This is a genomic window from Tateyamaria sp. Alg231-49 (assembly GCF_900143535.1).
Taxonomy (GTDB): Bacteria; Pseudomonadota; Alphaproteobacteria; order Rhodobacterales; family Rhodobacteraceae; genus Tateyamaria.
Genome location: NZ_FRFA01000009.1, coordinates 74,958 through 100,522, shown reverse-complemented (window position 1 = coordinate 100,522; position 25,565 = coordinate 74,958). Strand labels below are relative to the sequence as shown.

At 58.9% G+C, this 25,565-nt stretch carries 24 protein-coding genes; 12 read left to right on the top strand and 12 right to left on the bottom strand.

Annotated elements, in window-relative coordinates; genetic code table 11:
• Positions 1 to 215 precede the first annotated feature (215 nt).
• Together DHN60_RS15045 and DHN60_RS15040 are read left to right on the top strand one after the other, a co-directional pair.
• A complete protein-coding gene (locus DHN60_RS15045) occupies positions 216 to 878 on the top strand; it encodes an SDR family NAD(P)-dependent oxidoreductase (RefSeq protein ID WP_108838146.1) in 663 nt (220 codons plus the stop codon).
• On the top strand, positions 872 to 2,401 hold the full coding sequence (locus DHN60_RS15040) for a cryptochrome/photolyase family protein (protein ID WP_108838145.1): 1,530 nt from the start codon (positions 872 to 874) through the stop codon (positions 2,399 to 2,401). Before DHN60_RS15045 ends, DHN60_RS15040 begins: the two co-directional genes overlap by 7 nt.
• Before the next feature lie 16 nt (positions 2,402 to 2,417).
• On the opposite strand, the gene DHN60_RS15035 is transcribed toward DHN60_RS15040, so the two are convergent.
• The 4 genes from DHN60_RS15035 to DHN60_RS15020 form a co-directional block, all read right to left on the bottom strand.
• Positions 2,418 to 3,614, bottom strand: coding sequence for an HlyD family secretion protein (locus tag DHN60_RS15035; protein ID WP_108838144.1), 1,197 nt, complete (start codon positions 3,612 to 3,614; stop codon positions 2,418 to 2,420).
• Positions 3,607 to 3,981 (bottom strand): hypothetical protein, encoded by a 375-nt coding sequence (locus DHN60_RS15030; protein WP_108838143.1) that lies wholly within the window; start codon positions 3,979 to 3,981, stop codon positions 3,607 to 3,609. Before DHN60_RS15030 ends, DHN60_RS15035 begins: the two co-directional genes overlap by 8 nt.
• Positions 3,982 to 4,076: 95 nt before the next feature.
• A complete protein-coding gene (locus DHN60_RS15025) occupies positions 4,077 to 4,784 on the bottom strand; it encodes a hypothetical protein (protein ID WP_108838142.1) in 708 nt (235 codons plus the stop codon).
• Positions 4,784 to 6,208 (bottom strand): MORN repeat-containing protein, encoded by a 1,425-nt coding sequence (locus tag DHN60_RS15020; protein WP_108838141.1) that lies wholly within the window; start codon positions 6,206 to 6,208, stop codon positions 4,784 to 4,786. The genes DHN60_RS15025 and DHN60_RS15020 overlap by 1 nt, the downstream gene beginning before the upstream one ends.
• A 269-nt stretch (positions 6,209 to 6,477) precedes the next feature.
• Here DHN60_RS15020 and DHN60_RS15015 point away from each other — a divergent pair, with 269 nt between their 5' ends.
• Both DHN60_RS15015 and DHN60_RS15010 read left to right on the top strand, forming a co-directional pair.
• Entirely contained in the window at positions 6,478 to 8,136 is a 1,659-nt protein-coding gene (locus tag DHN60_RS15015) for an NAD+ synthase (protein ID WP_108838140.1), read from the top strand.
• Positions 8,137 to 8,228: 92 nt separating this feature from the next.
• Positions 8,229 to 9,023: a PHB depolymerase family esterase gene (locus DHN60_RS15010; RefSeq protein ID WP_108838209.1), complete on the top strand. Its 795-nt coding sequence runs from the start codon at positions 8,229 to 8,231 to the stop codon at positions 9,021 to 9,023.
• A 42-nt stretch (positions 9,024 to 9,065) separates the two neighbouring features.
• Here DHN60_RS15010 and DHN60_RS15005 read toward each other — a convergent pair whose 3' ends face one another.
• Complete coding sequence (locus tag DHN60_RS15005) at positions 9,066 to 9,995, bottom strand: MBL fold metallo-hydrolase (RefSeq protein WP_108838208.1); 930 nt, start codon at positions 9,993 to 9,995, stop codon at positions 9,066 to 9,068.
• A 273-nt stretch (positions 9,996 to 10,268) separates the two neighbouring features.
• Here DHN60_RS15005 and gltX point away from each other — a divergent pair, with 273 nt between their 5' ends.
• Positions 10,269 to 11,591, top strand: coding sequence for a glutamate--tRNA ligase (gltX, locus tag DHN60_RS15000; RefSeq protein WP_108838139.1), 1,323 nt, complete (start codon positions 10,269 to 10,271; stop codon positions 11,589 to 11,591).
• Positions 11,592 to 11,666: 75 nt separating this feature from the next.
• The gene (locus DHN60_RS14995) at positions 11,667 to 13,061 is read left to right on the top strand and encodes an MATE family efflux transporter (RefSeq protein ID WP_108838138.1); all 1,395 of its coding nucleotides are present in this window, start codon (positions 11,667 to 11,669) and stop codon (positions 13,059 to 13,061) included.
• Here the strand turns inward: DHN60_RS14995 and DHN60_RS14990 are convergent.
• The 4 genes from DHN60_RS14990 to DHN60_RS14975 all read right to left on the bottom strand — a co-directional run bounded on the left by DHN60_RS14990 (position 13,041) and on the right by DHN60_RS14975 (position 17,735).
• On the bottom strand, positions 13,041 to 13,580 hold the full coding sequence (locus DHN60_RS14990) for a gamma-glutamylcyclotransferase family protein (protein WP_108838137.1): 540 nt from the start codon (positions 13,578 to 13,580) through the stop codon (positions 13,041 to 13,043). The genes DHN60_RS14995 and DHN60_RS14990 overlap by 21 nt on opposite strands.
• Positions 13,577 to 14,446 carry an inositol monophosphatase gene (locus tag DHN60_RS14985; protein ID WP_108838136.1) on the bottom strand — a complete coding sequence of 290 codons (870 nt, stop codon included), beginning with the start codon at positions 14,444 to 14,446 and terminating at the stop codon, positions 13,577 to 13,579. The genes DHN60_RS14990 and DHN60_RS14985 overlap by 4 nt, the downstream gene beginning before the upstream one ends.
• A gap of 71 nt (positions 14,447 to 14,517) precedes the next feature.
• Positions 14,518 to 17,046, bottom strand: a complete 2,529-nt coding sequence (locus tag DHN60_RS14980; RefSeq protein ID WP_108838135.1) for an ABC transporter permease — start codon at positions 17,044 to 17,046, stop codon at positions 14,518 to 14,520.
• Complete coding sequence (locus DHN60_RS14975; RefSeq protein WP_108838134.1) at positions 17,043 to 17,735, bottom strand: ABC transporter ATP-binding protein; 693 nt, start codon at positions 17,733 to 17,735, stop codon at positions 17,043 to 17,045. The genes DHN60_RS14980 and DHN60_RS14975 overlap by 4 nt, the downstream gene beginning before the upstream one ends.
• Before the next feature lie 51 nt (positions 17,736 to 17,786).
• Between DHN60_RS14975 and DHN60_RS14970 the strand changes: the two genes are divergently transcribed.
• Both DHN60_RS14970 and DHN60_RS14965 read left to right on the top strand, forming a co-directional pair.
• Entirely contained in the window at positions 17,787 to 18,422 is a 636-nt protein-coding gene (locus DHN60_RS14970; protein ID WP_108838133.1) for an arylesterase, read from the top strand.
• A 1-nt stretch (position 18,423) separates the two neighbouring features.
• Entirely contained in the window at positions 18,424 to 19,038 is a 615-nt protein-coding gene (locus DHN60_RS14965; RefSeq protein WP_108838132.1) for an SOS response-associated peptidase, read from the top strand.
• Positions 19,039 to 19,237: 199 nt separating this feature from the next.
• Here the strand turns inward: DHN60_RS14965 and DHN60_RS14960 are convergent, their stop codons facing one another.
• Positions 19,238 to 19,444, bottom strand: a complete 207-nt coding sequence (locus DHN60_RS14960) for a cold-shock protein (RefSeq protein ID WP_108838131.1) — start codon at positions 19,442 to 19,444, stop codon at positions 19,238 to 19,240.
• A gap of 293 nt (positions 19,445 to 19,737) precedes the next feature.
• Here DHN60_RS14960 and DHN60_RS14955 point away from each other — a divergent pair, with 293 nt between their 5' ends.
• Entirely contained in the window at positions 19,738 to 21,069 is a 1,332-nt protein-coding gene (locus DHN60_RS14955) for an NAD(P)-dependent oxidoreductase (protein WP_108838130.1), read from the top strand.
• A 25-nt stretch (positions 21,070 to 21,094) separates the two neighbouring features.
• A complete protein-coding gene (preA, locus tag DHN60_RS14950) occupies positions 21,095 to 22,399 on the top strand; it encodes an NAD-dependent dihydropyrimidine dehydrogenase subunit PreA (RefSeq protein WP_108838129.1) in 1,305 nt (434 codons plus the stop codon).
• A 13-nt stretch (positions 22,400 to 22,412) separates the two neighbouring features.
• Here preA and DHN60_RS14945 read toward each other — a convergent pair whose 3' ends face one another.
• Both DHN60_RS14945 and DHN60_RS14940 read right to left on the bottom strand, forming a co-directional pair.
• Positions 22,413 to 23,060 carry a DUF924 family protein gene (locus tag DHN60_RS14945; RefSeq protein ID WP_108838128.1) on the bottom strand — a complete coding sequence of 216 codons (648 nt, stop codon included), beginning with the start codon at positions 23,058 to 23,060 and terminating at the stop codon, positions 22,413 to 22,415.
• A 68-nt stretch (positions 23,061 to 23,128) separates the two neighbouring features.
• A complete protein-coding gene (locus DHN60_RS14940; RefSeq protein ID WP_108838127.1) occupies positions 23,129 to 23,764 on the bottom strand; it encodes a TetR family transcriptional regulator C-terminal domain-containing protein in 636 nt (211 codons plus the stop codon).
• Positions 23,765 to 23,916: 152 nt separating this feature from the next.
• Between DHN60_RS14940 and DHN60_RS14935 the strand changes: the two genes are divergently transcribed.
• Complete coding sequence (locus tag DHN60_RS14935; RefSeq protein ID WP_108838126.1) at positions 23,917 to 25,167, top strand: Zn-dependent hydrolase; 1,251 nt, start codon at positions 23,917 to 23,919, stop codon at positions 25,165 to 25,167.
• A 52-nt stretch (positions 25,168 to 25,219) separates the two neighbouring features.
• The gene (locus tag DHN60_RS14930) at positions 25,220 to 25,519 is read left to right on the top strand and encodes a hypothetical protein (protein ID WP_159089231.1); all 300 of its coding nucleotides are present in this window, start codon (positions 25,220 to 25,222) and stop codon (positions 25,517 to 25,519) included.
• The last annotated feature ends 46 nt before the right edge of the window (positions 25,520 to 25,565 follow it).

Sequence of the window (25,565 nt, the reverse complement as noted above, 5' to 3'; positions counted from 1 at the left end):
AATTAGGAGCAGGAGGCCATGGCCGAGCACGCCCGAAAGGCGTGTGCAAGGGATATGTGTGGCGAATGTCATGGGCGCATTTATACCGCGCCTTTTGCAAATGGAAAGACTGGAATTGCGGACCGTAACCCCGTTGCGCATTCCGAAACCTTCAAAGGGGGTATTTTTCGTCAGAAGAAGTTGATGCGCACGCCTTGCCTGCTAGGTCGGGGATCATGGATAAGATTTTGATTATTGGGGCCTCTGGGGGCATCGGGTCTGCTTTGGTGGATGCATATGCAGCCAGTGGGGCAGAGGTGGACCGACTGTCGCGCTCGGGTGATGGGTTTGATGTGACGGATGCCGGATCGGTCGCCGACCATCTGACTGGGCGCGGCCCCTACGACCGGGTTGTTGTCGCGACTGGTGCGCTTGAGATTGCGGGCGCTGCCCCTGAAAAGACCATCAAGGGGTTGGACCCTGCCGTGATGGCGGGTCAGTTTGCATTGAACGCGATTGGCCCGGCCTTGATCCTGTCGCACGCGCATCATCTGTTGCCCCGTGATCGGCCCGCCGTTATGGCGGTGCTGTCTGCGCGCGTCGGGTCGATTGGGGATAATCGGATTGGTGGCTGGATCAGTTATCGTGCGGCCAAGGCTGCTGTAAACCAGATCGTTCATACGGCTGCGATTGAATTGGCGCGCACGCATGGACAGGCGACAGTTGTGGCGCTGCATCCCGGCACCGTGGCCACGGCCTTTACTGATAAGTATGTGGGCCGCCATCCTGCGGTGCCTCCGCAAGACGCGGCGACCAATCTGATGGAGGTTATGGATGGGTTGAGACCCGAGCAGACTGGGCAGTTCTTTGATTACTCCGGGGCTTCCGTTCCATGGTAGCGCGGTTGATCCTGATCCTTGGGGATCAGTTGAGCGAAAACGTGGCAGCGTTGTGCGCGGCGGACAAAGACCGCCACGTTGTTGTCATGGCCGAAGTCGGTGATGAAGGATCGTACGTTCCCCATCACCCCAAGAAGATTGCGCTGGTTCTGGCTGCGATGCGCAAGTTTGCGACCCAGTTACGCGAAGATGGTTGGCAGGTGGCCTATTCCGAGCTTGATGACACCGAAAACTCCCAATCCATTGCAGGCGAGTTGCTGCGCCGGGCAGATCAGTATGGGGTGAGCAAGGTTCTTGTTACCCGCCCGGGCGAGTACCGCCTGATTGAAGCCCTCGAGGATTGTCCGCTGGATGTGGAGATGCTGGAAGATGACAGGTACATCGCCTCCCATGCCGAGTTCGAGGCTTGGGCTGAGGGGCGCAAGGCGCTGCGGATGGAATATTTCTATCGCGATATGCGCCGCAAGACCGGCCTGTTGATGGATGGGGATCAACCGGCAGGCGGCAAGTGGAATTTCGATCACGACAATCGCAAACCTGCCCCCGGAGAGGTCACATTTTCCGGACCCATGCAGTTTGAACCAGATGACGTCGTGACCGAAGTTCTGGATTTGGTCGAGGCGCGCTTTGGCAATCATTTCGGGGATTTGCGCCCGTTCTGGTTTGCCACGGATCAGGCGCAGGCCAGACAGGCACTGGCGCATTTTGTCCGCTATGGTCTGGCCCGTTTTGGCGACTATCAGGACGCGATGCTGGCGGACAATCAGTTCCTCTACCATGCGCTGGTGTCGCCCTACCTCAACATCGGATTGCTCGACCCGCTTGAGGTCTGCCGGGCGGTCGAAGATGCGTGGAAGGCGGGCGATGTGCCCATCAACGCAGCCGAAGGGTTCATACGGCAGGTGATTGGCTGGCGCGAATATGTGCGCGGCATTTATTTTCATGAGGGTCCCGACTATCCGCATCGCAATGGGTTAGACCACCATCGCAAGCTGCCGGCGTTCTATTGGGGTGGTGAGACGCGGATGCGCTGTGTGTCAAAGGCCGTGGCGCAGACTGAAACCGAGGCCTATGCCCACCACATCCAGCGTTTGATGGTCACGGGCAACTTTGCCCTGCTCGCTGGGTTGAACCCGGCGGAAGTGTCCGAATGGTATCTGGCGGTCTACGCAGATGCCTTTGAATGGGTGGAGGCCCCGAATGTTGTGGGCATGTCGCAGTTCGCTGATGGGGGCGTCATTGCGTCCAAGCCTTATGTGTCATCGGGCGTGTACATCAACAGGATGTCGGATTACTGCAAAGGTTGCCACTACAAGGTCAACGTCAAAACGGGCGAGGGAGCCTGCCCGTTCAACCTGCTTTACTGGCATTTCCTAGACCGTCACCGGGATCGGTTTTCCAACAATGCCCGCATGGGGAACATGTACCGGACTTGGGATCGGATGGACGAAGAGCGCCGCGCTACTGTGTTGCGCGACGCTGAAGCGTTTCTGGACAAGATGTCTTCGGGCGAGACGGTTTAGTCGCTGATGGCACGCCTTAGTGCGCACCGCCCCCGGCCAGACCAACGCCAGAAACCAGCGAGCCCCACACTTTCAGTCGCAATCCAGCGGCCTTGATTATGCCTGTGGCAGCGATCACATGGCCAAACACACCGGGCAGATTGTTGGTGTAGGTCTGCACCAGACACCCCGTTCCGTTCAGCATGATGTCTTTATGCTCGGGGTGTACCAGATCGAAGTAAACCAGCAATGATCCGCGAGAGGTGGCATTGCTGGGCTCAAGCATTACGCCACTTGGCTGTACCTGACCGGTGGCAATCGCCGGTTGGATCGACGTCACATGCGCGGGCATGACCGTGTTCCTGAACGAGATGTTGATGTTGCTGTCACACGCGATTTCTGCAGGCATTCCTGCGTGCAGAGTTGCCCGGGCGACCTGGTCGAACCCTGCGATCACACCGATGGGGTGTTTTTCGTCCCGGTCGGGAATAATCACCATGGCCGGGCTGAGGACGAGGCGTGATGCCGGGCTTCCGACGGCAAGGGACAGTTGGGTCACGACGCCATCTGTAAAGGACCGAACTTCGGTCTTTGCCAGCTCCGTCTTGGCCGCTTCGAGTGCCGTTTCGGCCGTGCGGCGTTTGGCGGGGATGGTTTCTTCGATTTCGACACGTGCCAGATCGACTTGTGCGGTGGTGGCCGTTACGGCGGCCTCGGCCGAGTCAAATGCAGCCTGAAATCGGCGCACGTCGTCCTCGCGCCCGACATTTCGCTCGAACAGAGTCTGCGCGTTTTCCAGATCAACCGCATATTTGTCCCGTTCAGCTACGGCTTGGTCCACAGTCGATTGGGCCACGATCAGCTCATCCCGCGCTTTGTTTTCTTCGGCATCGATTTCGGCAAGTTGGGCCTCAGCCTGAGCGACGGCCGACCGCTGGCTGCTATCTTCGATCCGAAACAGCAGATCACCTTTGGCGACCCGATCCTCGTTCAGAACAGGGAGTTCCGTGACCGGTCCGCTGGTTTGTGCAACCACGGAAACGGTGCGGAAGGGCACGATCCCTGAATAGCTTTTGGGGTGGAAATAGAAGATCGTCAGGAAGAGTGCGAAGGCCATGCCCAACCACATCAGGACGGCGGCGCGCATATTCCAAACAGTCATCTCTTCGCCGCGCCGTTTGAGTTGGTAATAGCGGATGATGACCGGGAAGGACGTAAACATGAGCTCAAACATCTGCTTTTGGCTCCTCGTGCGGCTTGGCCTCATGTGCCGCGTGGCCTTTGGGGAAGTGCAGATGGAACCGTGACCAATCGGCCATCAGCGCAATCAGGATCGCGGCAACCGGCAGCAGAATGTTGAAATGGGCGAGGGGGAAGATCTCGTAAAGCAGCGCAATCGTGAGCATTGTCGGGATCGTCTTGGCCAGCGGAGTGCCGTGGGATTGATGTTCGGCCCAGCGATCAAAAGCAGCATAAAGCGACACCAGCCCATAAATCGCCAGCGCCAGCAGGATCAGAATAACCCAAGACATCTGGTCGAACGCATCCGGAGGTACAAACCAACCGGGATCGCCATGACCTTCTGCGCCTTCTGTAGCCATTTTGAGGGCCCCGCATTTGCTTTTCTACTTCGTCGTTCGTTACCGAGGTCAGGCTTCTTTGTCTATCTTTTCGGGCGGCGTTCCGCCGTCTATTGTCATTCGGCAGCGACACAGGTGTCGAAACCATCGATATCTCTGTCTTCACTGATTTTTGCGCTGCACGTCGACACTTTTTGCACGCATTCTACGTCCAACTTGGGGAACTGGCAGGCCGTCATCGCGGCCAACAACGCCTGGGCGGCTTCGTCTTCCCATTCGGATCCTGCCGGGACGCCGTTCATCGAGATGCCGAGAGCCTTGGCGATGGCGGTTTCAGCACCTTCCATCGACCATTCCGTTTGATCGGTGCCCCCGTTTTCAAACATCAAAGAAACGGCAAGGCTGGGGGCCTCAAGCAAGTCGTGGAAAGTGCCAAATGCTGGCGCTTGCCCTTCGCCATGCCAAAGCCTGTCGCGCAGGGCCCGCCCTGTGCTGATGGCGTATTCGACGACCCGTCCGCGTTCGCTTTGGGCTTCGACCTCTTTGGGTTCAAAACCCATAGGTGTAACCGTGGCCACAGGGCCAGTGCGAACCAGATCGGGGCTGCTGTCGGGCAGGGTGATCAGTGCATAGACCCGCCCGATCGGGTTGCGATAGAGGTGTAGACCATAGCCATCCGCGTTCGTCGTGCTGGCCGCACGTGTATCAAATCCCTGGATAGGATCGCTATATTTTTCGATGTATTGCCAATCTGCTGCTGCCGCATGAGCAAGAACAATCAGCGCAAGCGCTGGGATGAGGCGTAGCAGCCAAAAGCCGGGCATCAGCCGCCGTCGCTGGTGGCTTCGGTTTCTTCCGGCGTCTCCGCTTCGTTCAGTGCGCCACTGTCCCAATCACCCGTCGCTTCTTCGCCGCTGGAGTAGCGCATGGTGCCCGCTCCCTGCCGCTTGCCGTTCTTGAACGTCCCTTCGTAGATGTCGCCGTTGGCGTAGGTGGCAACGCCCTCTCCGTCGATTTCACCGCGCGTCCACTGGCCATCATATACAAAGCCTGAGGCCATAACGATTTTGCCGGTTCCGTGCCGCTGACCATCAAGGAAGTCACCGGTATAGACGGTGCCATCGGGATAGGTTGCGGTCCCTGTCCCGTGCCGCTGCCCGTTTTCCCAAGTGCCTTCATAGCGATAGCCATCGGCATAGGTCATCACACCCTGCCCGTGGTTGCGCGCGTTTTGAAACCCGCCTTCATAGACCACGCCGTTGGGGTAGGTCGCTTTGCCTGTTCCCTCGATCACGCCTGCCACCCATTCTCCTTCATAGGTGGAGCTATCGGTATAGGTAATTTTGCCAGTGCCATCGGCGAGGTCGTCCTTGAAGTCCCCTTCATAGACGGCCCCGTCGGGATAGGTGACCCGACCCTGACCTTCGATCTGCCCTTCGACCCATTGGCCGATATAGGTGTAGCCGTCATTGCCGATGAACGTGCCTTGCCCGTGGCGGCGGTCATCGGCGAACTGTCCTTCGTAGACGTCGCCGTTGGAGTAGGTGACACGGCCCTTGCCTTCTCGGCGGCCTGAGACGAGGTCGCCTTCGTAGACGTCCCCATTGGGTTGAGTGAGTGTGCCTGCACCATCGATTTGGCCGTTTTTCCACAAGCCAATATAGATAAGCCCGTCTGGCATCGTCAGCGTGCCTGTTCCCTGACGTACGCCGCTTTCGATCTGGCCGTCATACACGGCGCCATCAGGGTAAGTTATTACGCCCGTCCCCTGTTTTTCGCCGTCGACCCAGTCGCCTTTGTATTCGTATCCGCCGGGGGATTGCATGACCCCTTTGCCATGGTGTTTGGCGTTGCGGAACGACCCTTCGTAACGGACGCCGTTCGCGTAAAGAGCTACGCCAGTACCAACGATGGCACCGGTGGCCCAATCCCCTTCATAGGTGCCGCCATCAGCGAAGGTGATCTTGCCGAACCCGTCGGGTTTGCCTTTGGAAAAGCTGCCTTCGTAAACGGAGCCATTGGGAAAGCGGGCGGTGCCTTGCCCCTTGATCTCTCCGTCGACCCATTCGCCGGTATATTCGTATCCGTTAGGGAGCCGGTAAGAGCCTTGCCCATGTTGAAGGCCGCCGCGGAACGTCCCCTCGTAAATGCCGCCATCGTCATATTGCTTGGTCAGCACGGCGTTTGATTGCGCCAGCGCGGTGCCCGGCAAAAGGGCGATGCAGAACAACAAACTGCGCAAAGACATGGGGCAACCTCTTAGATTCGCGGACCCGCTGAAATTATGCGGGCAGGGGGAAGTTAGGACAGGGGCGAAGTGTGAGCAATGGCCTTGGCGGAAAGTTGAGGATTGCGCTGAATGCGCGGGCGCGGAGGGACCAGTTTTCCCTCGTTCGGAACGCCCGGGGGTTTTTGGGAAACAAAGAAGCAGCGTGAGAGGCGGGTGCAGACGTCGCCTGTGGGTTTCCTCGCCCGCGCTTTCTGCTACATCGCGTGGGAGATTGAAGGAGCGCGCCAATGGCCGACACATTCCGCATAACGCTGGGTCAGTTGAACCCAACGGTTGGTGATATTGCCGGGAACGCCGCCAAAGCGCGGGATGCCTGGGAGGCGGGTCGCGACGCGGGCGCCGATCTGGTGGCCCTGCCCGAGATGTTCATCGCTGGCTACAACGCGCAGGATCTGGTGATGAAGGCTGTCTTTCACGCCACTGCGATGGAAGCGGTTGAGGCTTTGGCGGTCGATTGTGCGGATGGCCCGGCGCTGGCCATTGGCTGTCCCTGGGCTGAGGGCGCGGAGTTGTTCAATGCCTACCTGATTTGCAAGGGCGGCAAGATTGCGAGCCGTGTTCTTAAGCATCATCTGCCCAACGAGACTGTGTTTGACGAGGTTCGGATTTTTGATGCCGGTCCTTTGGGTGGTCCTTACTCTGTCGGCAATACTCGCGTTGGTAGCCCAATCTGCGAAGATGCGTGGCATCCGGATGTCGCCGAGACTTTGGAGGAGACAGGGGCGGAGTTCCTGCTGGTTCCCAACGGGTCACCTTACTACCGAGGCAAGTTCGACACCCGCATCAATCACATGGTTGCCCGTGTGGTCGAAACCGGTTTGCCATTGATTTACCTCAACATGGTTGGGGGGCAGGACGATCAGGTGTTTGACGGGGGCAGTTTTGCGCTGAACCCCGGCGGGCAGTTGGCGGTGCAGTTGCCGATCTTTGATGAGGTAGTGGCCCATGTGGACCTTGAACGCGGTCCTGAGGGCTGGCGTGTGGTTGATGGCGAAAAGGCGCAACATCCTGATCCGTGGGAGCAGGACTACCGTGTCATGGTCACGTCTTTGCGCGACTATTGTGCGAAGACCGGGTTCAAGCAGGTCCTGCTCGGCATGTCCGGTGGCGTGGATTCTGCCCTAGTGGCCACCATTGCAGCGGACGCGCTGGGACCAGAGAATGTCCGCTGCGTGATGCTGCCGTCCGAATATACCTCGCCGCATTCGCTGGAAGACGCCGAAACTTGCGCCAAAGCGCTGGGCTGTCGCTATGACTACGTTCCGATTTCAGAGACACGCGCGGCTGTGACGAGCACCCTTGCCCCGCTGTTTGAGGGGTTGGATGCAGACCTGACAGAAGAAAACATTCAAAGCCGGATACGGGGGCTGCTGTTAATGGCGCTGTCTAACAAATTTGGCGAGATGCTGCTGACAACTGGCAACAAATCCGAAGTGGCGGTGGGCTATGCGACGATCTACGGCGACATGGCCGGTGGCTACAATCCGATCAAGGATCTTTACAAAACCCGCGTGTTTGAGACGTGCCGCTGGCGCAATGCCAATCATCGTGACTGGATGATGGGGAATGAAGGAGAGGTCATTCCGCAGCGGATCATAACAAAACCGCCCAGTGCCGAGTTGCGCGAAGATCAGAAGGACAGCGACAGCTTGCCGGACTATCCGGACCTTGATGCGATGCTTGAGATCCTTGTGGACCGCAATGGATCGATTGCTGACTGCGTAGCGGCAGGGTTTGAAGGCGATGTGGCGCGCAAGATCGAGCGTCTGATTTACCTGAGCGAATACAAGCGATTCCAGTCCGCGCCCGGAGCCCGCCTGACCAAAGGTGCGTTCTGGTTGGATCGCCGTTACCCCATCGTGAACGCATGGCGCGAGCCAACCTGAGCTGCGTTTACACGGTGATGTGACTTGTGCCGGGACCGCCGGCGGCTTCCATATATGCACGCGATTTTGATGCATATCATGAGGTTGTTTCCATGCGCTTTGCCCTGTCTTTGGCTTTGATGCTGCTGCCTTCGATCGCTGTGGCCTGCGGCCCGGACAGTGACTGCATGATTGGCGACCGGCACTACCGCATTGCGATGCCCGAGGGGCAGGCAGGTCCTGTCGGGGCAATCGTTTTTGCCCATGGCTATCGCGGATCAGCGCGGGGCGTGATGCGCAATGGCGGGCTGCGCCGCATGGTGTCCGAGATGGGACTGGCGCTGATTGCTCCTAAATCGGCGCGGGACGACTGGGATATTCCCGGTGCGCCCAGCGATATGGCATCCACGGGCGCGGCCGAAATCGCCTATTTTGAGGCGATGATTTCGGATGCTGTTGCGCGGTTCGGGATCGATCCTGATCGGGTCATGATGTCGGGCTTTTCTGCTGGCGGCATGGTGACATGGGAATTGGCGTGCCAGCGTCCAAACCTGTTTGCAGGTTTTGCGCCAGTATCGGGTACGTTCTGGGGAGGACCGCCTGCGGCTTGTGCCGCCCCGGCTTCGGTCATTCATATCCATGGGACAAAGGACCGCACAGTGCCGCTGGCGGGGCGACCCATTGGCCCGACAAAGCAGGGTGATGTTCTGGACGTTCTGGCAATGTATCGCGCGGTAGGCGGATTTGGCCCTGAGACAGTTGTGCAGATCGACGCAATGTCCTGCACCCGGCAGGGCAACGCGGCTGATGATCTGTTGGAGTTCTGCACCTTTGACGGCGGTCACAGTTTTTCGCGCAGCTACCTGAGCTATGCATGGGATCGCTTGCGCGCTGCGGGCAAGGTGTAAGGCGAACAACACGTCCGCCTTACTGTATTCATTCGCGGCCAGTTACAGCATCAACTGGTAGCTGTGTGCGGCATAGCGGTATCCGCCTTCACCGTTGCGTTCGACATACCCAATGCCGGGCCATGGCATGTGATAGCCGATGAACGCCGTGCGGTCTGTGGCCATCATGTCGAGCATGGTTTTGCGCGTTGCTGCGGCTGCGGCTTTGTCCATATCAAAACGGACTTCCCAATCGGGATGGGCCAGTGACCACACATAGTGGTTGGCAAAGTCCGCGCCAATCACCAGCTGCGTACCACCGTCTTCGACCATATAGGCCATGTGGCCCGGTGTATGGCCAAAGGCGGCCATGGCAGTGATCCCCGAAGCGGGCGAGCCGCCGTCATCCAGCATGGTGAACTGGTCGGCCAATGGGACAATCTTGCCGTCGAAGTTTTCGTTGCCTGTGCCGGACCAGCCGTCGAATTCAGTGGCGCCGGTAATGTAGGCGGCGTTTGCGAATGTCGGTGTGCCATCGGTTGAGATACCGCCGATATGGTCGCCGTGCATGTGCGTAATCACGACTTTGTCGACCTGATCAGCTGTATACCCGGCGGCTTCGATCGCCTGAACCGTCGCTGCACCAGAAAGCCCAGTATCAAACAGAACCAGTTCGGAACCGTTGTTTACAAGTGTCGGTGTAAAGAAGAACTGCGCAGCAGTGGTGGACAGGCCCGCGTCCGCAGAGACGGAATTGAACGTCTCTTCGTCCACGTTCAGACCAAAGATCTTGTGTGGGTTTTCCACGGGCCGCGTGCCCGCGAGCAGCGTCGTGACCTCAAAGCTGCCGACTTTGACACGGCGAAAGTTGGATTGTGTGACGCCGAGCATAGGCGCGGCGGCCCGGGTTGCGGTGGCTGTTGCTGCGGCCAATGGCAGCGCTGCGGCCCCCATCAGGGCAGAGCGGCGAGAGAGTTTGGGTGTGTTTGCCATGAATGTCATCCTTCTTGTCAGATAATGCTAACATAGCGCAAAATTGTCGATGTCACGGGCGATCACGTAAAAATTATCGATTTTTTTAATGCGGTATTGTGCAAGGTGCGGGACAAGAGGGATTAAGAACTGCCCGCGATGCGTGTGGTTCACGCCCGGCAGCATTCTCGATTATCTTGCCGTCAGGTCCCCTTTAGCACTGAAAGCTGGTGCAAAACTGGACAAGGCCGTGCCCCTATGACAAGGCAAGGCCAAGTTCCCGGAGAGCACCTCATGACCACCACCCGTTTCGCACCATCCCCCACTGGCTACATCCACGTTGGAAACCTGCGCACTGCGCTGATGAACTACCTTATCGCGCGCAAGGCGGGGGGGACCTTCATTCTGCGTATTGATGATACGGACCCGGAGCGGTCCAAGGAAGAGTATGTTGATGCAATCAAGGCTGATCTGGAATGGTTGGGCCTGCATTGGGACCGGGTTGAGCGTCAGTCAGAACGGCTGGACCGCTATGCTGCGGCCGCAGACACGCTGCGTGCCAACGGGCGGTTTTACGAGGCGTTTGAGACGCCAACTGAACTAGACCTGAAGCGCAAGAAGCAGCTCAATATGGGCAAACCGCCGGTTTATGACCGTGCGGCGCTTGATCTGAGCGAAGCTGAAAAGGACGCATTGCGCGCCGAACGCGGGCAAGGTGTGTGGCGGTTCAAGCTGGATCAAACCCGCATTGAATGGACCGACGGCATTCTGGGTGACATCAGCATTGATGCGGCTTCGGTCTCTGATCCCGTGCTGATCCGGCAGGACGGGCAGGTGCTTTATACGATTGCTTCGGTTGTCGATGACATGGAGATGGGTGTGACCGATGTTGTACGTGGATCGGACCACGTCACAAATACGGCGACGCAAATCCAGATTATTGAAGCCTTGGGCGGCACCGCCCCCCGCTTTGCCCACCATTCGCTGCTGACCGGCCCGCAAGGCGAGGCTTTGTCAAAACGACTGGGCACGTTGGCGTTGCGTGATTTGCGCGAACGCGGAGTGGAGCCAATGGCGCTGCTGTCGTTGATGGCCCGCCTTGGGGCGTCTGACCCGGTTGAATTGCGCAGCGAGATGGCAGAGTTGATTGAGGGCTTTGATGTGTCCCGCTTTGGCTCGGCCCCGACCAAATTCGACGAGGCGGATTTGTTCCCGCTGACCGGTCGGTATTTGCAGTCCCTGCCGCTTGACGCGGTGGTCGAGCGGATCGAGGCCATTGGCGTGTCCAGCGAACTTGCGCCTGCATTCTGGACTGTCATGCGCGATAATATCGAGACCTTGGGCGATCTTGAGGGGTGGTGGACCCTGTGCCGTGATGGCGCTGACCCGGTGATCGAAGATGAAGATCGTGAGTTTGTAGCGCAGGCCATCGCGATGTTGCCAGACGGGCCATTTACGCCCGACACATGGGGGGCTTGGACAGGTGCTGTCAAAGAGGCCACAGGTCGCAAGGGGCGTGGGCTGTTCATGCCTTTGCGCAAGGCGCTGACGGGGCAGGCGCATGGGCCTGATATGGCGGCGTTGATGCCGCTGCTGCAGGTGGTCAAGGCGCGCTGATGTCTGGACCCTTCGGCGCTGATGTTGATCGGCCCTCCGGGGGGGATTTTTTGAAATCAGAGAAGGGACGGGAAGTTGGCTGATGCACAGGCCAAATTCGTCTCGGGCTCGCTTTTGCGCCATGTGACAGTGATGTCGCTCACCTCGGCCCTTGGCATCACGGCGGTGTTTCTGGTCGATTTCATCGACATGATTTTCATCGCGATGCTGGGCAAGGCCGAACTGGCCGCAGCCGTGGGTTATGCCGGATCGATCCTTTTTTTCACCACGTCCTTTTCCATTGGCATGGCGATTGCGGTGGGTGCGCTTGTGGCCCGGTCATTGGGTGCCGGAGACCTTGAAGAAGCGCGAATGCGCAGCACTCATGGGCTGATTTACGGTATTGGGTTTGGCATCATCTTTGCCGCATTCGTCTGGATCAACGTGCCGCTTTTCGTGTCCTGGATTGGCGCCGAAGGCGAGACGGCCACGCTGGCTCAAGGGTATTTGCGTATCATTGTGCCATCGCTGCCATTTCTGGTGGTCGGTATGATGGGGGGTGGCATCCTGCGCGCCCACGGAGATGCCCGCCGCGCGATGATGGCCACGATTTATGGCGGGGTTGTGAATGCGGTATTGGACCCGATCCTGATTTTTGGTTTGGGCCTTGATCTGACTGGCGCGGCACTGGCCTCGGTTGCGGCGCGGGTGGTGATCGGGTTGACGGCGGTTTTGCCGATCCTACGCCACCACGGCGGGTTTCCGCGTCCCAGATTGCCGACCATGTTGAGAGACTTTGGCCCGCTGGTCAGTATCGGTTTTCCCGCAATTCTGACGCAACTGGCGACGCCGGTAGGTCAGGCCATCGTCACACGTTCCATGGCACAATACGGGTTAGAGGCTGTTGCGGGCATGGCCATTGTGGGCCGTTTGATGCCTGTGTCTTTTGCTGTGATCTTTGCCCTTTCGGGGGCGGTTGGGCCGATCTTGGGTCAGAATTTTGGCGCTCAGAACTATGATCGCGTTCGACGGGGGTTCAATGCTGCGCTGATCTTTGCTGCCGGTGTGGTCCTTGTCATCTCTGTGGTTCTATTTGCCTTACGCGGTCCGATTGCGGACTTGTTTACAGCCACTGGTATAACGCGCGATCTGGTGTACCTGTTTTGCGGGCCGCTGGCGCTCTTGTTCTTTTTCAACGGGGTTTTGTTCATCGCCAATGCGGCGTTCAACAACCTTGGACATCCGTTCTATTCAACGGGCATGAACTGGGGTCGCAATACGATCGCCATGATCCCCTTGGTGTGGTTGGGTGCGGCCTTGTTCGGCGCACCCGGCGTGTTGATCGGGCAAGCATTGGCGGGTGTGCTATTCGGCGGGATCGCATGGGTGCTGGCGTTGCGGGTGATCGCAGCGGGCGGGACGACACAAGTGCCGCGCGACCAATTCGCGCGTGAGGGACGGCTTTTGTCCCTACTGAACCTGCGCAAGTAGCCGGTCCGTCAAGGCACGTTCCTGCGCACTCAGATTCTGAGCGCGGGGGTAGAGCGGAGCAGCGCGGTCATCCAGAACCGGTGTGTCCCAACCGTCTGTTGTCGCAAAGAAGGCCTCGGCCCCTGCTTGGCCGAACTCGCGGGCAAACCCTTGCACGACCACGTCGAGGTAGCTGAGCAAGATGCGGTGATCTCCGCTGCTGCGCTGCTGTTCAGGCGGGACCTGATATGCGGCGATGTTGTTGGCCGGTGCTGCATGGTTGACGTGGTGTGTCGCGTCGATGCGGGCATAGCCGCTTTCGCGCTGGTCCAGCGCGGCCCAATCCGCGTTTGGCACACTTGCGATCAGGCCATCTATGCTGTGTCCGGGGGCGGGGTGGATTGACAGAAACACCACATCCCGCAACTCGGTCCGCACCCAGACCCGGCGCCATCCCGTCAGCGTCGCGGCTTGTGCTTGCGGGTAGCTGTGCGTGGCTCGGTTGACGAGGCTGCCGTAGCCAAAGAACCAGGGGGTCATGTGTCAGCCACAAGATCGGCAAAGTGGGTGGCCACCGCGTCCCAGACCGCATCAGATGAAGCGCTGAGCAGATAGCCAGAGGTCAAGCCCGCATTATAGGGCGTTCCGTCCAGCATGGCCGCTTTGCCGCCCGCTTGCTGACATAGCAATACGCCCGCCGCATGATCCCAGCAATTGAGGTGCCCGGACAAGACAAAGTCCGTCGCCCCGGTCGCCAGCAACCGGTATTCATGGGCCGAACAGCGCAAGGTGCCGACATAGGCAAGGACGCCGACTTTGGACCACATCAGCGCGCGATCCGCTGGCGGCATCAGGCGGATGTGCAAGTATCCGGCCAACTGGTCGAGCGGTTTTGCAGCGGCAGTAGTGATGGGCCGCTGTCGGCCCGTCCGGGTTTGCCAGACACTAGGGGACGTGTTGTCCGTCACGATCAGATCGTCGCCAACGGGGTCATAGATTAACCCCAGAACAGGCTGCCCAAATCGGCACACCGCGATGATCGTGCCGAAAAGGGGCATACCCTTGGCGAAGTTCCACGTGCCGTCGACAGGATCGATGATGAAACACAACTCGGCGTCACCGATCCCTTTGAGGAGGTCCGGGTTTTTGGATATCGCTTCTTCTCCGACCACAAGCGCGTGGGGGAACGCCATCTGCAAGCCCCGCGTGATCATCGCTTCGGCGGCAATGTCGGCGGCGGTGACCAGATCGTTTTCGTCTTTCTTTGTGTCGATCTCGCCCGCATCAAGGCTGCGAAACCGGGGCATGATCTCGGCCCGAGCCGCGCGGCGGATCAGGTTGATCAGTTGCGTCTTTTGAGCGGAAGAAAGAGGGGCGGTGACGGGCATGGGCAATTGGTCAGTCATGGGCCTGCGTCTTTTGTGGTTCAATGGCTAGGGACGGGTTTTGCACGGGCAGCGTGCTGTCGCAACTGCGCTTATTCGCGCCCCCTGAGCACTTGGGCGGGGCGTGCGGCCAGCGGACCCCACGCAAAGGCGAGACCGGCGACCAAAGTGGCTGTTACCCCGCCGATGATGATGGCCAGAGCAGAGGGCCAGATGACGCTGAAATCAGTGTCCATCACAAACGTACTGACCGCCCAGCCACCCGTGATCCCAGCCGCCAGAGCCACCGCACCTGCGGCCAGCCCCAAAAGGGCGGCGCGGGTGGCAAAGCTGATCAGGATGCGCCGTCGCGTGGCCCCGAGGGTCTTGAGCACTGCCGCCTCATAGGTGCGTGCCTGTGTGCCGGCCGCCGCTGCCCCGATCAGCACAAGAAAACCGGTCAGCAACGTCGCCCCCGCGCCGTAGGACGTCGCAGCGGCCAGCCCGGCGAGCACATCAGCGACCCGGTCGATCGCGTCGCGCACGCGGATGGCGGTGACGTTGGGATAGGCGTTTGCGATGTCGCGCAGGATTTGAGCTTCGGATTCTTCGGTCGCGTAGACGGTGGATATGAAGCTGTGCGGCGCGCCTTGCAGTGCGCTGGGGTTCATCGAAAGGATGAACCCGATGCCTGCGGTGGAAAAGTCTACTTCGCGCAGGGATGTGATCGTCCCGGTGATGTCGCGCCCGAGGATGTTGATGGTGAGGGTGTCGCCAAGTCCGATCCCCATTTCCTCAGCCTCTTCTGCGGCAAAGCTGATTTGCGGTGCGCCGGAGTAGCCTTCGGGCCACCACTCGCCAGCGGTGATGCGTGTATTTTCGCTTGGGGTTTCGGAGTATGTCAGCCCCCGGTCGCCCTGAATCACCCAGTGATCGCCCGCGACTTCGCTGGCTGGTGTTCCGTTTATCTGGGTGATGATGCCGCGCAACATCGGCGCGCTTTCGATGCGGCTGACGCTGTCGTCACTCTCCAACCGTTCCGTATAGCCATCAATCTGATCGCGCTGGATATCTACAAAGAAGTAGCTGGGGGCGATATCCGGCAGGTTGCCCGAAATGGCGTTGCGCAAGTTTCCATCGATCTGCCCCACGGCGGCAAGTACGGACAGGCCGAGGCCAAGGGACAAAACAACAGAGGCGGCCCCTTCGCGCGTCCCCGAGATCGCACCAAGCGCCCAGCGGAGTGCCGGTCTGCCTTTGGCCCTTGGTGCCAAGCGGCGCGACAACCAGCGGATGCCGGTGGCAGCGATGGCCAACAAAGCCAGAGCAAATGCGATGCCGCCCGAGGTCCAGAGTGTCAGCCACCATGTGCCTGAGAAAAGGCCCGCGAGCCCAATCAGTGTGGCAAGCCCAAGTGCGATCCACAGCAGGTAGCGTGGGGCGGGCAAGAGACGTGCGGTGCCAAGTGCGTCGCGAAACAGAGTGGCTGCGCGCACGTCTTCAGCCCGTGCCAGCGGCCAGAGCGTGAAGACAAAGGCGGTCAAAAGGCCGTAGATCGCGGATTCAAACAACGGGCCGGGGTAGATGGCAAAGCTGGCAGGGATTGGAAGCCGCGCCTCGATCACTGGTGCGAGGGCGAGGGGGATAAGCGCACCAAGAACCAACCCGATGGCAATGCCCAGCAGAGACAGCGTCCCGATCTGGATAAAATAGGTTTGAAAGATGGTGCTGCGTTCGGCACCGAGCGTGCGCAGGGTGGCGATCACGCTGGTCTTTTCCGAAAGGTAGGCGCGTACCGCCGCCGACACACCAACGCCGCCGACAGCAAGGCCTGACAGGCCGACAAGCACAAGGAAAGCACCTAAACGGTCCACGAATTCGGAAACACCTGGCGCCCCGTTGCGGGCATCTGTCCAGCGCAAGCCGCTGTTTTCAAAACGCGTGCGTGCCTCTGCCTCAAGCGTTTCGAGGTCTGTGCCGGGGGGCAGGGCAAGGCGGTACTTGGAATTGAACAGCGTGCCTGCCGCCAAGAGCTGTGCGTTTTCAAGGCTGGTGCGCAACACGATGGTGCGTGGGCCCAATGCAAAACCTCCAGCGGCGCTGTCAGGTTCGCGGCTGAGCTCTGCATTTAGGGTGAAGGTTTGGATGCCAAGGCGGAAGGTGTCGCCGACCCTGAGGCCAAGGCGATCGATCAGCGCGCGCTCCATCACGGCGCCGGGTATGCCGTTGTTGACAGCGAGTGCCTGATCGAGCGGCATATCAGGCGTGAGTTCAACAGCTCCGATCAAGGGGTAAAGGTCATCGACGGCCTTGATCTGGGTCAGGCCCCGTTCTGTCCCGTCGGGGCCATCGACGACGGCCATGGACCGGAAGTCCGCGATTTCTGACACTTCTGTGGCGACGCCGTTCATCCATTCCAATTCGCCCTCAGACGCGAACCGGTAGGTAAAGTCGAGCTCCGCATCACCGCCAAGCAGCGCAGCGCCCTCGCGTTCAAGACCGGCTTCGATGGCTGAGCGGACTGATCCGACAGCGGCAATGGCTGCAACGCCAAGAGCGAGGCAGGCCAGAAAAATGCGAAACCCGCGCAGGCCTCCGCGCAACTCGCGGGCCGCAAATCGAGCGGAGGTGGCGAGGCTCATTCGGCAGCGGCCTTGCGGTCGGGTTCCAAAGCGCCATCGGACAGCCGGATCACGCGGTCACACCGTGCCGCCAGTTCAGGCGCATGGGTTACAAGCACGAGGGTCGCCCCGTGCCGGTCGCGCAGATCAAAGAGCAAATCCATGATCGCACTGCCATTGGCCCCATCCAGATTTCCCGTGGGTTCGTCCGCCAGCAAGATCTCGGGCCGCGTGACCGAGGCGCGCGCAAGGGCCACGCGCTGTTGTTCGCCGCCCGACATCTGGCTTGGGTAATGGTTGGCGCGGCTGCTCAGGCCCACGGCGTCCAGTTCGGCCTCGGCCCGTTCAAACGCGTCCCGGACGCCCGCCAGTTCCAGCGGTGTGGCCACATTTTCGAGGGCGGTCATTGTCGGGATCAGGTGAAAAGACTGAAAGACCACACCCATATGCCCGCGTCGAAAACGGGCGAGCGCGTCTTCATTCATGGCTGTCAGGTCCTGACCCAAAGCATGGATCGTCCCACCCGTTGCCTGTTCCAGCCCACCCATGATCATCAGCAACGAGGATTTTCCGGATCCAGAGGGACCCACAAGCCCCACAGTCTCACCCCGTGCGATATCGAGTGTGATCCCATGCAGGATGTCGACCCGCCCGGCATTGCCATCAAGGCTGAGCGCTGCATTTTTGAGGGACAGGACTGGATCGGACATATGCGCGTGCCTTTATTGTCTGTTACGAGGTCATATGGAGGTTGGATTGATATGAGCAAGGCAGTGGGCGCGATTGTTCTGGTTTTTTGCGCATCTGTGGCGTGGTCAGAGGAGGTGACGATTGCCGCCCTCGGCGACAGTCTGACCCAAGGGTATGGCTTGCCCGCAGAACAGGGCTTTGTTCCGCAGCTGGAGCAGTGGCTGCAGGATCAGGGGCAGGACGCGACTGTGATAAACGCGGGCGTTTCTGGGGATACGACTGCTGGCGGGTTGTCCCGCGTGGACTGGACCCTGACTCCGGATGTGGATGCGCTGATCGTGACGTTGGGGGGGAACGATCTGCTGCGCGGGATCGACCCTGAGGTGAGCCGGGCCAATCTGGACGGAATTTTGAATGCTGCGTCCCGCGCAGGTGTCGAAGTGCTGTTGGTCGGTATGCAAGCGCCGGGCAACTACGGACCTGAATACAAGGCTGCGTTTGATTCCATGTATCCCGACCTGGCCGAGGCCTATGGCACTTTTTATGCCGAGAGCTTTTTTGAAGGGCTGGGAGGAGCGGGCACGGACCCGGCCACGCTTGGCGACTTTATGCAAGCCGACGGTATTCACCCAAATGCCAGTGGGGTGGCGCGGATTGTTGAAGGGTTGGGACCCTTTGTTCTGGACCTCGCCCGAAAGGCTGAGTGACATGCCTGGCCGTTTCTTTCTGACGGACCCTATGACTGCTTTGGCCGAGGTGCTGGGCGTTTCGGCGGATGTGGTTGGCAGCGAACCTGCGCGGCGCAACATCGCGCCCGGGCAGGACATCGTTGTGTTTGACGGGGAATTGTCGCGTATGCGTTGGGGCATTGTGCCGGTCGGCCGGGTTAACGCGCGAGGCCGCCCGGTGATGGAGCAGATTATCAACGCACGTAGCGAGACTGTCTTTGACAAATCCGCCTTTGATGGTGTGGGTCGGGCCGTGATCCCTGTAAACGGCTGGTATGAGTGGACGGGTGAAACACGCAAAAAGACCGCGTGGCGGATTGCACCCTGTGGCGGCGGTTTCTTGTACTTTGCGGCAATCACAGACGTATGGACCGCTCCGGGTGGGCTGCGCGTTCCACAGGTGGCGGCGGTGACCTGTGCCACCAACACCGACGTTGCCCCAATCCATCACCGTATGGGCGTACTATTGGCACGTGATGATTTGCCTGTCTGGATGGGGGATGATCTGGAGGCAGCCAAGGCGTTGATGGTGCCCTGGCCCGATGGTCGCCTGGAGATCGCAGAGGCGGGCGATGTCGATTGGGACGGTCCGTGATCCAAAGGACGCTTCGCGACACCATTTTATTGATAATCTTTGGGGGCTCTGCCCCGTCGCATACGCGACTCCCCGGGATTTTTTGAATCAGAGAAGGGTGCGGTGGGTCCGTCTTGCGTCAATTCAGGTGTTTTGGGCAAAAAAGGGCGGCGCATGGGAAATGCACCGCCCGTTTGATTCTCTTAGAACTCTTTGATCGTTAGACCAGCGCGATGTTCACAGCGCTTTCGCGACCATCACGTCCTGCTTCGAGGTCGTAGGTCACTTTCTGGTTGTCGGCCAGACCTGTGAGGCCTGATCGTTCCACTGCGGAAATGTGGACAAAAATATCTTTTCCGCCGCTTTCAGGCGCAATAAAGCCATAACCTTTGGTTGTGTTGAACCATTTGACGGTGCCAGTGGCCATCGTCGTAACTCCTAATTTGTCCTGCCCGCAACATGCGGCAGCTTGGCATTGTCATTTAGATCGAGTGACTGAGCCAGTAGGAGCAGTAGGTCGATAGATGATTTAGCACTTATAAAGATGGCTGATTTTCGCTCCAAATCAAGCTTTTCTCGTAACAATGCCTGTTTCTGGCATCTTGCCGCTTCTTTAGGCAGTTTGACCGATTGGTTGTGTATGACAAATTTTACCAGTTGATAAAAATATTCGTCTGTGAAAGCGTTTTGGTACGAAACAGTTGTCGCTTTGGAGCAGAAATGACGCAATCTCCTTTCACACCGGGTGTGGCTTCGGGTCGGTTGGCCGCGCCGGAGTATGACGCGAATTTTTCCGATCTGCATCCTGCGTTGGATGCGCATGAGGCGCTTGTGGCGGCCGATCGGTGCTATTTTTGCCATGATGCGCCCTGTATCACGGCCTGTCCGACGGACATTGATATCCCGCTTTTCATACGCCAGATCGCGACCGGAACCCCGGATGCTGCGGCCAAGACGATTTTGACGCAGAACATCATGGGCGGCATGTGTGCACGCGTTTGCCCGACCGAAACGCTGTGCGAAGAGGCGTGCGTGCGCGAGATCGCTGAAGGTAAGCCGGTCTTGATTGGTCAATTGCAGCGGTACGCCACCGACCATTTGCAGGAAAAAGGCGGACACCCTTTCACGCGCGCGCCGTCCACCGGCAAGTCGATTGCCGTTGTAGGCGCTGGCCCTTCCGGTTTGGCCTGTGCGCATCGGTTGGCCATGTTGGGGCACGATGTTGTTGTCATGGATGCGCGTGCCAAGCCCGGTGGTTTGAACGAGTACGGGATTGCCGCGTACAAGACGCCCGAGGGATTTGCGCAGGCTGAAGTGGACTGGTTGCTGGGCATCGGTGGCATCACGTTGCAGCATGGCAAGGCGCTGGGCACTGACGTTACGCTGGACAGATTGCGAGCTGATTATGATGCGGTGTTCTTGGGCATGGGCCTTGGTGGCGTGAACGGGTTGTCTGTTGAAGGTGGCGACAAGGCAGGTGTTTTGGACGCCGTCGATTTCATCTCTGATCTGCGGCAAGCGGGCGATTTGGCCGACCTGCCCGTGGGCCGTGACGTAGTTGTAATTGGTGGTGGCATGACCGCTGTCGATGCCGCCGTACAGGCCAAGTTACTGGGTGCGCTTAACGTCACGCTGGCGTATCGGCGGGGGCGAGATCGCATGAACGCCAGTGTGTTTGAACAGGACCTTGCGGCCTCGAAAGGGGTCCGGATCATGACTCATGTGGTGCCAAAGGCTATTCACGGAAATGGCGCGGTGCGTGAGATCGAATTTGAATACGTGAACCAGGACATGACTGGAACGGGCCAGACTGTGTGCGTCGCAGCAGATCAGGTCCTGCGCGCCATCGGGCAGACGCTTGAGAGCGATGGGTTGCCTGATCTGGAGAGCGGGAAAATTGCCGTAAGTGATGCTGGTCGCACCAGCGTTTCGGGGGTCTGGGCCGGGGGCGATTGCGCCAGTGGAGGCGACGACCTGACCGTAACGGCTGTGGCCGAAGGGCGCGACGCGGCGATGGATATTCATGACGTTTTAATGGGCGCCGCGGGATAAACCCCGCCTATAGGGAGGCTTGCATATGGCTGATCTGACAAGTGACTTCGTAGGGATCAAATCCCCCAACCCTTTCTGGCTGGCTTCGGCCCCTCCGACGGACAAGGAATACAATGTCCGCCGGGCTTTTGAAGCGGGGTGGGGCGGTGTCGTCTGGAAGACCCTTGGGTCCGAAGGTCCGCCAGTCGTCAATGTGAACGGGCCGCGATACGGGGCGATCTATGGCGCAGATCGTCGCTTGTTGGGTCTGAACAATATCGAGCTGATCACGGACCGCGACCTTTACACCAACCTTGAAGAAATCAAGCGCGTCAAAGCCGACTACCCTGACCGTGCGATGATCGTGTCGATCATGGTCCCCTGCGAGGAAGAGGCGTGGAAAGCCATCTTGCCGTTGGTTGAGGACACGGGCGCGGATGGGATCGAGCTAAACTTTGGCTGTCCTCATGGGATGAGCGAGCGCGGCATGGGGGCCGCCGTTGGTCAGGTGCCAGAATACATCGAAATGGTCACGCGCTGGTGCAAGCAGTACTATTCCAAGCCCGTCATTGTTAAACTGACTCCGAACATCACTGACATCCGCAAACCTGCAGCTGCCGCAAAGGCGGGTGGGGCAGATGCGGTCAGCCTGATCAACACGATCAACTCGATCACATCGGTCAATCTGGACACGTTGTCGCCAGAACCGTCGATCGACGGAAAGGGATCGCACGGGGGTTATTGCGGCCCGGCGGTCAAGCCGATTGCGATGTCGATGGTGTCAGAGATTGCACGTGGTGCCGACACGGCTGGTATCCCCATTTCAGGCATTGGCGGCATCACCACATGGCGCGATGCGGCGGAATACATCACTCTGGGCTGCGGCAACGTACAGGTCTGTACGGCGGCGATGACCTATGGGTTCAAGATTGTTCAGGAGATGATCAGCGGTCTGTCGGAATGGATGGACGAAAAAGGCCACACCAGCATTGAAGACTTCCGTGGCGCGGCGGTGCCCAATGTGACGGACTGGCAATATCTGAACCTGAATTATGTGGCCAAGGCGCAGATCAATCAGGATCTTTGTATCTCTTGCGGGCGTTGTTTTGCAGCCTGTGAAGACACATCGCATCAGGCCATTTCGATGAGCCCCGAGCGGGTGTTTGAAGTCATCGATGAAGAATGCGTTGCCTGCAATCTCTGTGTGAACGTCTGCCCGGTTGAGGACTGCATAACCATGGAGGCGATGGCCCCCGGCACGGTCGATCCGCGCACTGAAAAGGTGGTCGAGCCGGAATATGCCAATTGGACGACACACCCGAACAACCCGAGTGCTACGGCGGCGGAGTGACGCCTGACGCCGGTTAGGTTGGAGGCGTGCTTTGTACGTGTGGGAAGTCGCCGGTTGCGACGTATGCCTCTTCTTCGGGGGAGGATACGCGCCCGTAGATGGGATTGCGATGAGGATGGCGGCCGAAGCGTTCTATGATGCCTCGGACGCGCATGTTCTGCGCTATCAGCTTTTCTCCCAATCCTTCTAACGTAGAAGGTAAATCTGCGACGAGATCCTCGGTAAGGCTATCGATCAGATCCAGGCGTGCGAGATGGTCAGGTCCTTCGCAGTGGCCCAGGGCTATAAGGTAGAAAATGCGTTCCCATGGCTTAGCGGCCTTGCAATGACCGATCTCTGCCGCGTCCATGGCGAGCCGGGCTGCCTTGCAGTCTTGCGCGTAGGCTCCGGGGGTGTCCCGCCAAAGTGAGCGGGGGAATTGATCGAGCGCTATAAGCAGTGCCAGCCGTCCGCGTGAGGTGTCAGCCCAATGATCTAGCTGTCCCATCGCAGCAGCTTTGGTCAGGTCCGCGAACCTTTCGCAAATCGCGGCATCCATTCCACCGTACATGCGTTCGGAAATCCACTCGCCCAAGGCTTCCATACTGGTCCAATAGCTTGTGTCCGGAAACCAGAAGTCAAGAACGTCCTGAGGCTCAAACTGGTCTGCTGCGAGGGTCATAACGGAGTTACCTTAATCAAAATGCAAAAGTGTTGTGCGTGGTTTGGTATCTGTCTTTGGCCACCAGATTATTGGGTCTGAGAGGTGCTTGTTGGAATGCTGAGCATCCGCCGAAACAGAGTGTCAATGTAGCGCCGAGCGCCCTCCAACGGGTCATCGCTCGACAACACCTGAACCTGTGCATCGAAATCTGCGTAATGCTGCGTGGTCGACCAGATTGAAAAGATCAGGTGGTGGGGGTCGACTGGCGCGAGTTTGCCTTCCTCCACCCAACCCTGGATCACAGCACATTTTTCGTCAAACAGCGGTTTTAAGTCTGATACTAGGTGCGGGTGCATGCGTGGGGCGCCTTGCAGAATTTCACCGGCGAACAGGCGGCTTTCCCGAGGCAGGTCACGGGCCATGTCGAGTTTGCGATGCACATAAGCGAGCAGTTCCGTCATCGGATCGCCCATCGCATCCATTTCCACCAGCGGGTCGAGCCATGTTTCCATCAGCTGGTTCAGCAGGGTGACGTGGATCTCTTCTTTGCCGCTGAAGTAATAGAGGATGTTGGGTTTGGACAGACCAGCGGCCTCAGCGATCTGATCCAGCGTTGCACCGCGATAGCCATGGGCCGAGAACACATCGAGTGCCGCATCAAGAATAAGGTGCCGATTACGTTGTTGGATGCGGCTCGGCTTTTTCGGGGGGCCGTCGGGCATGGGCGGTCCTTTGACATCAGATGCTGCAAGTCTAGGCAGATGCGCCCTGTTTAGGCAATTCAGTCCAAAGCAGTTCTTGACACAAATGCGCGCCTTGGCAATCGTGTCTTTACCAATTGGTCAAAAAGTGGCCGAAACGATCGGGGGATAGCATGTCAGCACCGGGTGAGAACCTGCGCATCAACGGCGATCGACTGTGGGACAGTCTGATGGAAATGGCCAAGATCGGCCCGGGTGTGGCGGGCGGTAACAATCGTCAGACCCTGACAGATGAAGATGCCGAGGGCCGCGCCCTGTTTCAGTCGTGGTGTGAGGCGGCGGGTTGTACCATGGGCCTTGATCAGATGGGCAACATGTTCGCCCATCGCGCTGGTTCGGACCCCGAGGCGTTGCCTGTCTATGTGGGCTCTCACCTCGACACGCAGCCGACCGGGGGCAAATATGACGGGGTTCTGGGTGTGCTGGGTGGTTTGGAAATCATTCGGACCCTCAACGATCTGGATGTGAAGACCAAACATCCAATCGTTGTGACCAATTTTACCAACGAAGAGGGCACGCGCTATGCGCCTGCGATGCTGTCTTCGGGCGTGTTTGCGGGCATTCACACGCAGGATTGGGCCTATGATCGGGTGGATGCAGACGGAAAGAGCTTTGGCGATGAATTGAACCGGATCGGCTGGCGCGGTGACGAGGATGTGGGCGCACGCAAGATGCATGCGTTCTTTGAATTGCACATTGAACAGGGTCCCATTCTGGAGGCGGAAGCTAAGGATATTGGCGTTGTCACCCATGGGCAGGGGCTGTCATGGACTCAAGTGACCATAGTGGGCAAGGACAGTCATACCGGGTCGACCCCGATGCCGATGCGCAAGAATGCGGGGCTGGGCATGGCGCGGATTCTCGAGAAGGTGGACGAGATCGCGTGGTCTCATGCGCCCCACGCCGTAGGCGCAGCTGGTCACATTGATGTCTATCCGAACTCGCGCAACGTTATCCCGGGCAAGGTGGTGTTCACCGTAGATTTCCGTTCGCCCGAGTTGAGTGTGATCGAGGACATGGAAGCGCGTCTGAAGGTTGAAGGCAAGAAGGTAGCCGATGAGATGGGTCTAGAGATCGCGTTTGAGAAAGTGGGCGGGTTTGACCCGGTTGCCTTCGACGAGGCCTGCGTCGGGGCGGTACGCAGTGCGGCAGAGCGCCTTGGCTATACACACATGAACCTGATTTCGGGTGCGGGCCATGATGCGTGCTGGATCAACCGTGTGGCGCCGACTGCGATGGTCATGTGCCCTTGCGTCGATGGGTTGAGCCACAACGAGGCCGAGGAGATTTCAAAAGAATGGGCCATGGCCGGGACGGATGTGCTGATGCATGCGGTTGTAGAAACAGCAGAGATTGTCGGGTGAGGGTCCCGTTTTCAGACACGCGGGGGCCGTTGTGATTGACCCGGACCTCAGTGTGGCAGAGCGCATAGAGGCGATCATTGGCGAGGAAGTCGTGGAGGCCCCGATCGGCAGCCAGTCTGAGTGCAATACCCTCGTTGCCTTTCAGTCGGCACTGGTTGAACCGTTCGAAACGACGGTGCAGTTTTCAGGTGGCATGACACAACGCTGTTGGAGCGTGACGCGCACCGACGGGTGCTATCGCGTGGTGTACCTGCCGCTTGCGGGCTACTTTTCGCTCTGTGTTGAGAGCGATTTTGGCCCTTTGGACATTGGGGTGCATGGATCGGCGTTAGGGTGTTTTGCGAGCGTATGACTGGGGCTTTGCCCCAGACCCCAGGATTTTTTGAATCAGAGAAGAT

Bases quoted from the DNA above. Each gene is read 5' to 3' on its own strand.
- DHN60_RS15030 (WP_108838143.1), bottom strand. From the start codon at position 3,981: ATGGCTACAGAAGGCGCAGAAGGTCATGGCGATCCCGGTTGGTTTGTA.
- DHN60_RS15045 (WP_108838146.1), top strand. From the start codon at position 216: ATGGATAAGATTTTGATTATTGGGGCCTCTGGGGGCATCGGGTCTGCT.
- DHN60_RS14940 (WP_108838127.1), bottom strand. From the start codon at position 23,764: ATGCCCGACGGCCCCCCGAAAAAGCCGAGCCGCATCCAACAACGTAAT.
- DHN60_RS14980 (WP_108838135.1), bottom strand. From the start codon at position 17,046: ATGAGCCTCGCCACCTCCGCTCGATTTGCGGCCCGCGAGTTGCGCGGA.
- preA (WP_108838129.1), top strand. From the start codon at position 21,095: ATGGCTGATCTGACAAGTGACTTCGTAGGGATCAAATCCCCCAACCCT.
- DHN60_RS14965 (WP_108838132.1), top strand. From the start codon at position 18,424: ATGCCTGGCCGTTTCTTTCTGACGGACCCTATGACTGCTTTGGCCGAG.
- DHN60_RS14990 (WP_108838137.1), bottom strand. From the start codon at position 13,580: ATGACCCCCTGGTTCTTTGGCTACGGCAGCCTCGTCAACCGAGCCACG.
- DHN60_RS14970 (WP_108838133.1), top strand. From the start codon at position 17,787: ATGAGCAAGGCAGTGGGCGCGATTGTTCTGGTTTTTTGCGCATCTGTG.
- gltX (WP_108838139.1), top strand. From the start codon at position 10,269: ATGACCACCACCCGTTTCGCACCATCCCCCACTGGCTACATCCACGTT.
- DHN60_RS15010 (WP_108838209.1), top strand. From the start codon at position 8,229: ATGCGCTTTGCCCTGTCTTTGGCTTTGATGCTGCTGCCTTCGATCGCT.
- DHN60_RS15035 (WP_108838144.1), bottom strand. From the start codon at position 3,614: ATGTTTGAGCTCATGTTTACGTCCTTCCCGGTCATCATCCGCTATTAC.
- DHN60_RS14960 (WP_108838131.1), bottom strand. From the start codon at position 19,444: ATGGCCACTGGCACCGTCAAATGGTTCAACACAACCAAAGGTTATGGC.
- DHN60_RS15005 (WP_108838208.1), bottom strand. From the start codon at position 9,995: ATGGCAAACACACCCAAACTCTCTCGCCGCTCTGCCCTGATGGGGGCC.
- DHN60_RS15015 (WP_108838140.1), top strand. From the start codon at position 6,478: ATGGCCGACACATTCCGCATAACGCTGGGTCAGTTGAACCCAACGGTT.
- DHN60_RS14985 (WP_108838136.1), bottom strand. From the start codon at position 14,446: ATGACTGACCAATTGCCCATGCCCGTCACCGCCCCTCTTTCTTCCGCT.
- DHN60_RS15040 (WP_108838145.1), top strand. From the start codon at position 872: ATGGTAGCGCGGTTGATCCTGATCCTTGGGGATCAGTTGAGCGAAAAC.
- DHN60_RS15020 (WP_108838141.1), bottom strand. From the start codon at position 6,208: ATGTCTTTGCGCAGTTTGTTGTTCTGCATCGCCCTTTTGCCGGGCACC.
- DHN60_RS14945 (WP_108838128.1), bottom strand. From the start codon at position 23,060: ATGACCCTCGCAGCAGACCAGTTTGAGCCTCAGGACGTTCTTGACTTC.
- DHN60_RS15025 (WP_108838142.1), bottom strand. From the start codon at position 4,784: ATGCCCGGCTTTTGGCTGCTACGCCTCATCCCAGCGCTTGCGCTGATT.
- DHN60_RS14975 (WP_108838134.1), bottom strand. From the start codon at position 17,735: ATGTCCGATCCAGTCCTGTCCCTCAAAAATGCAGCGCTCAGCCTTGAT.
- DHN60_RS14935 (WP_108838126.1), top strand. From the start codon at position 23,917: ATGTCAGCACCGGGTGAGAACCTGCGCATCAACGGCGATCGACTGTGG.
- DHN60_RS14955 (WP_108838130.1), top strand. From the start codon at position 19,738: ATGACGCAATCTCCTTTCACACCGGGTGTGGCTTCGGGTCGGTTGGCC.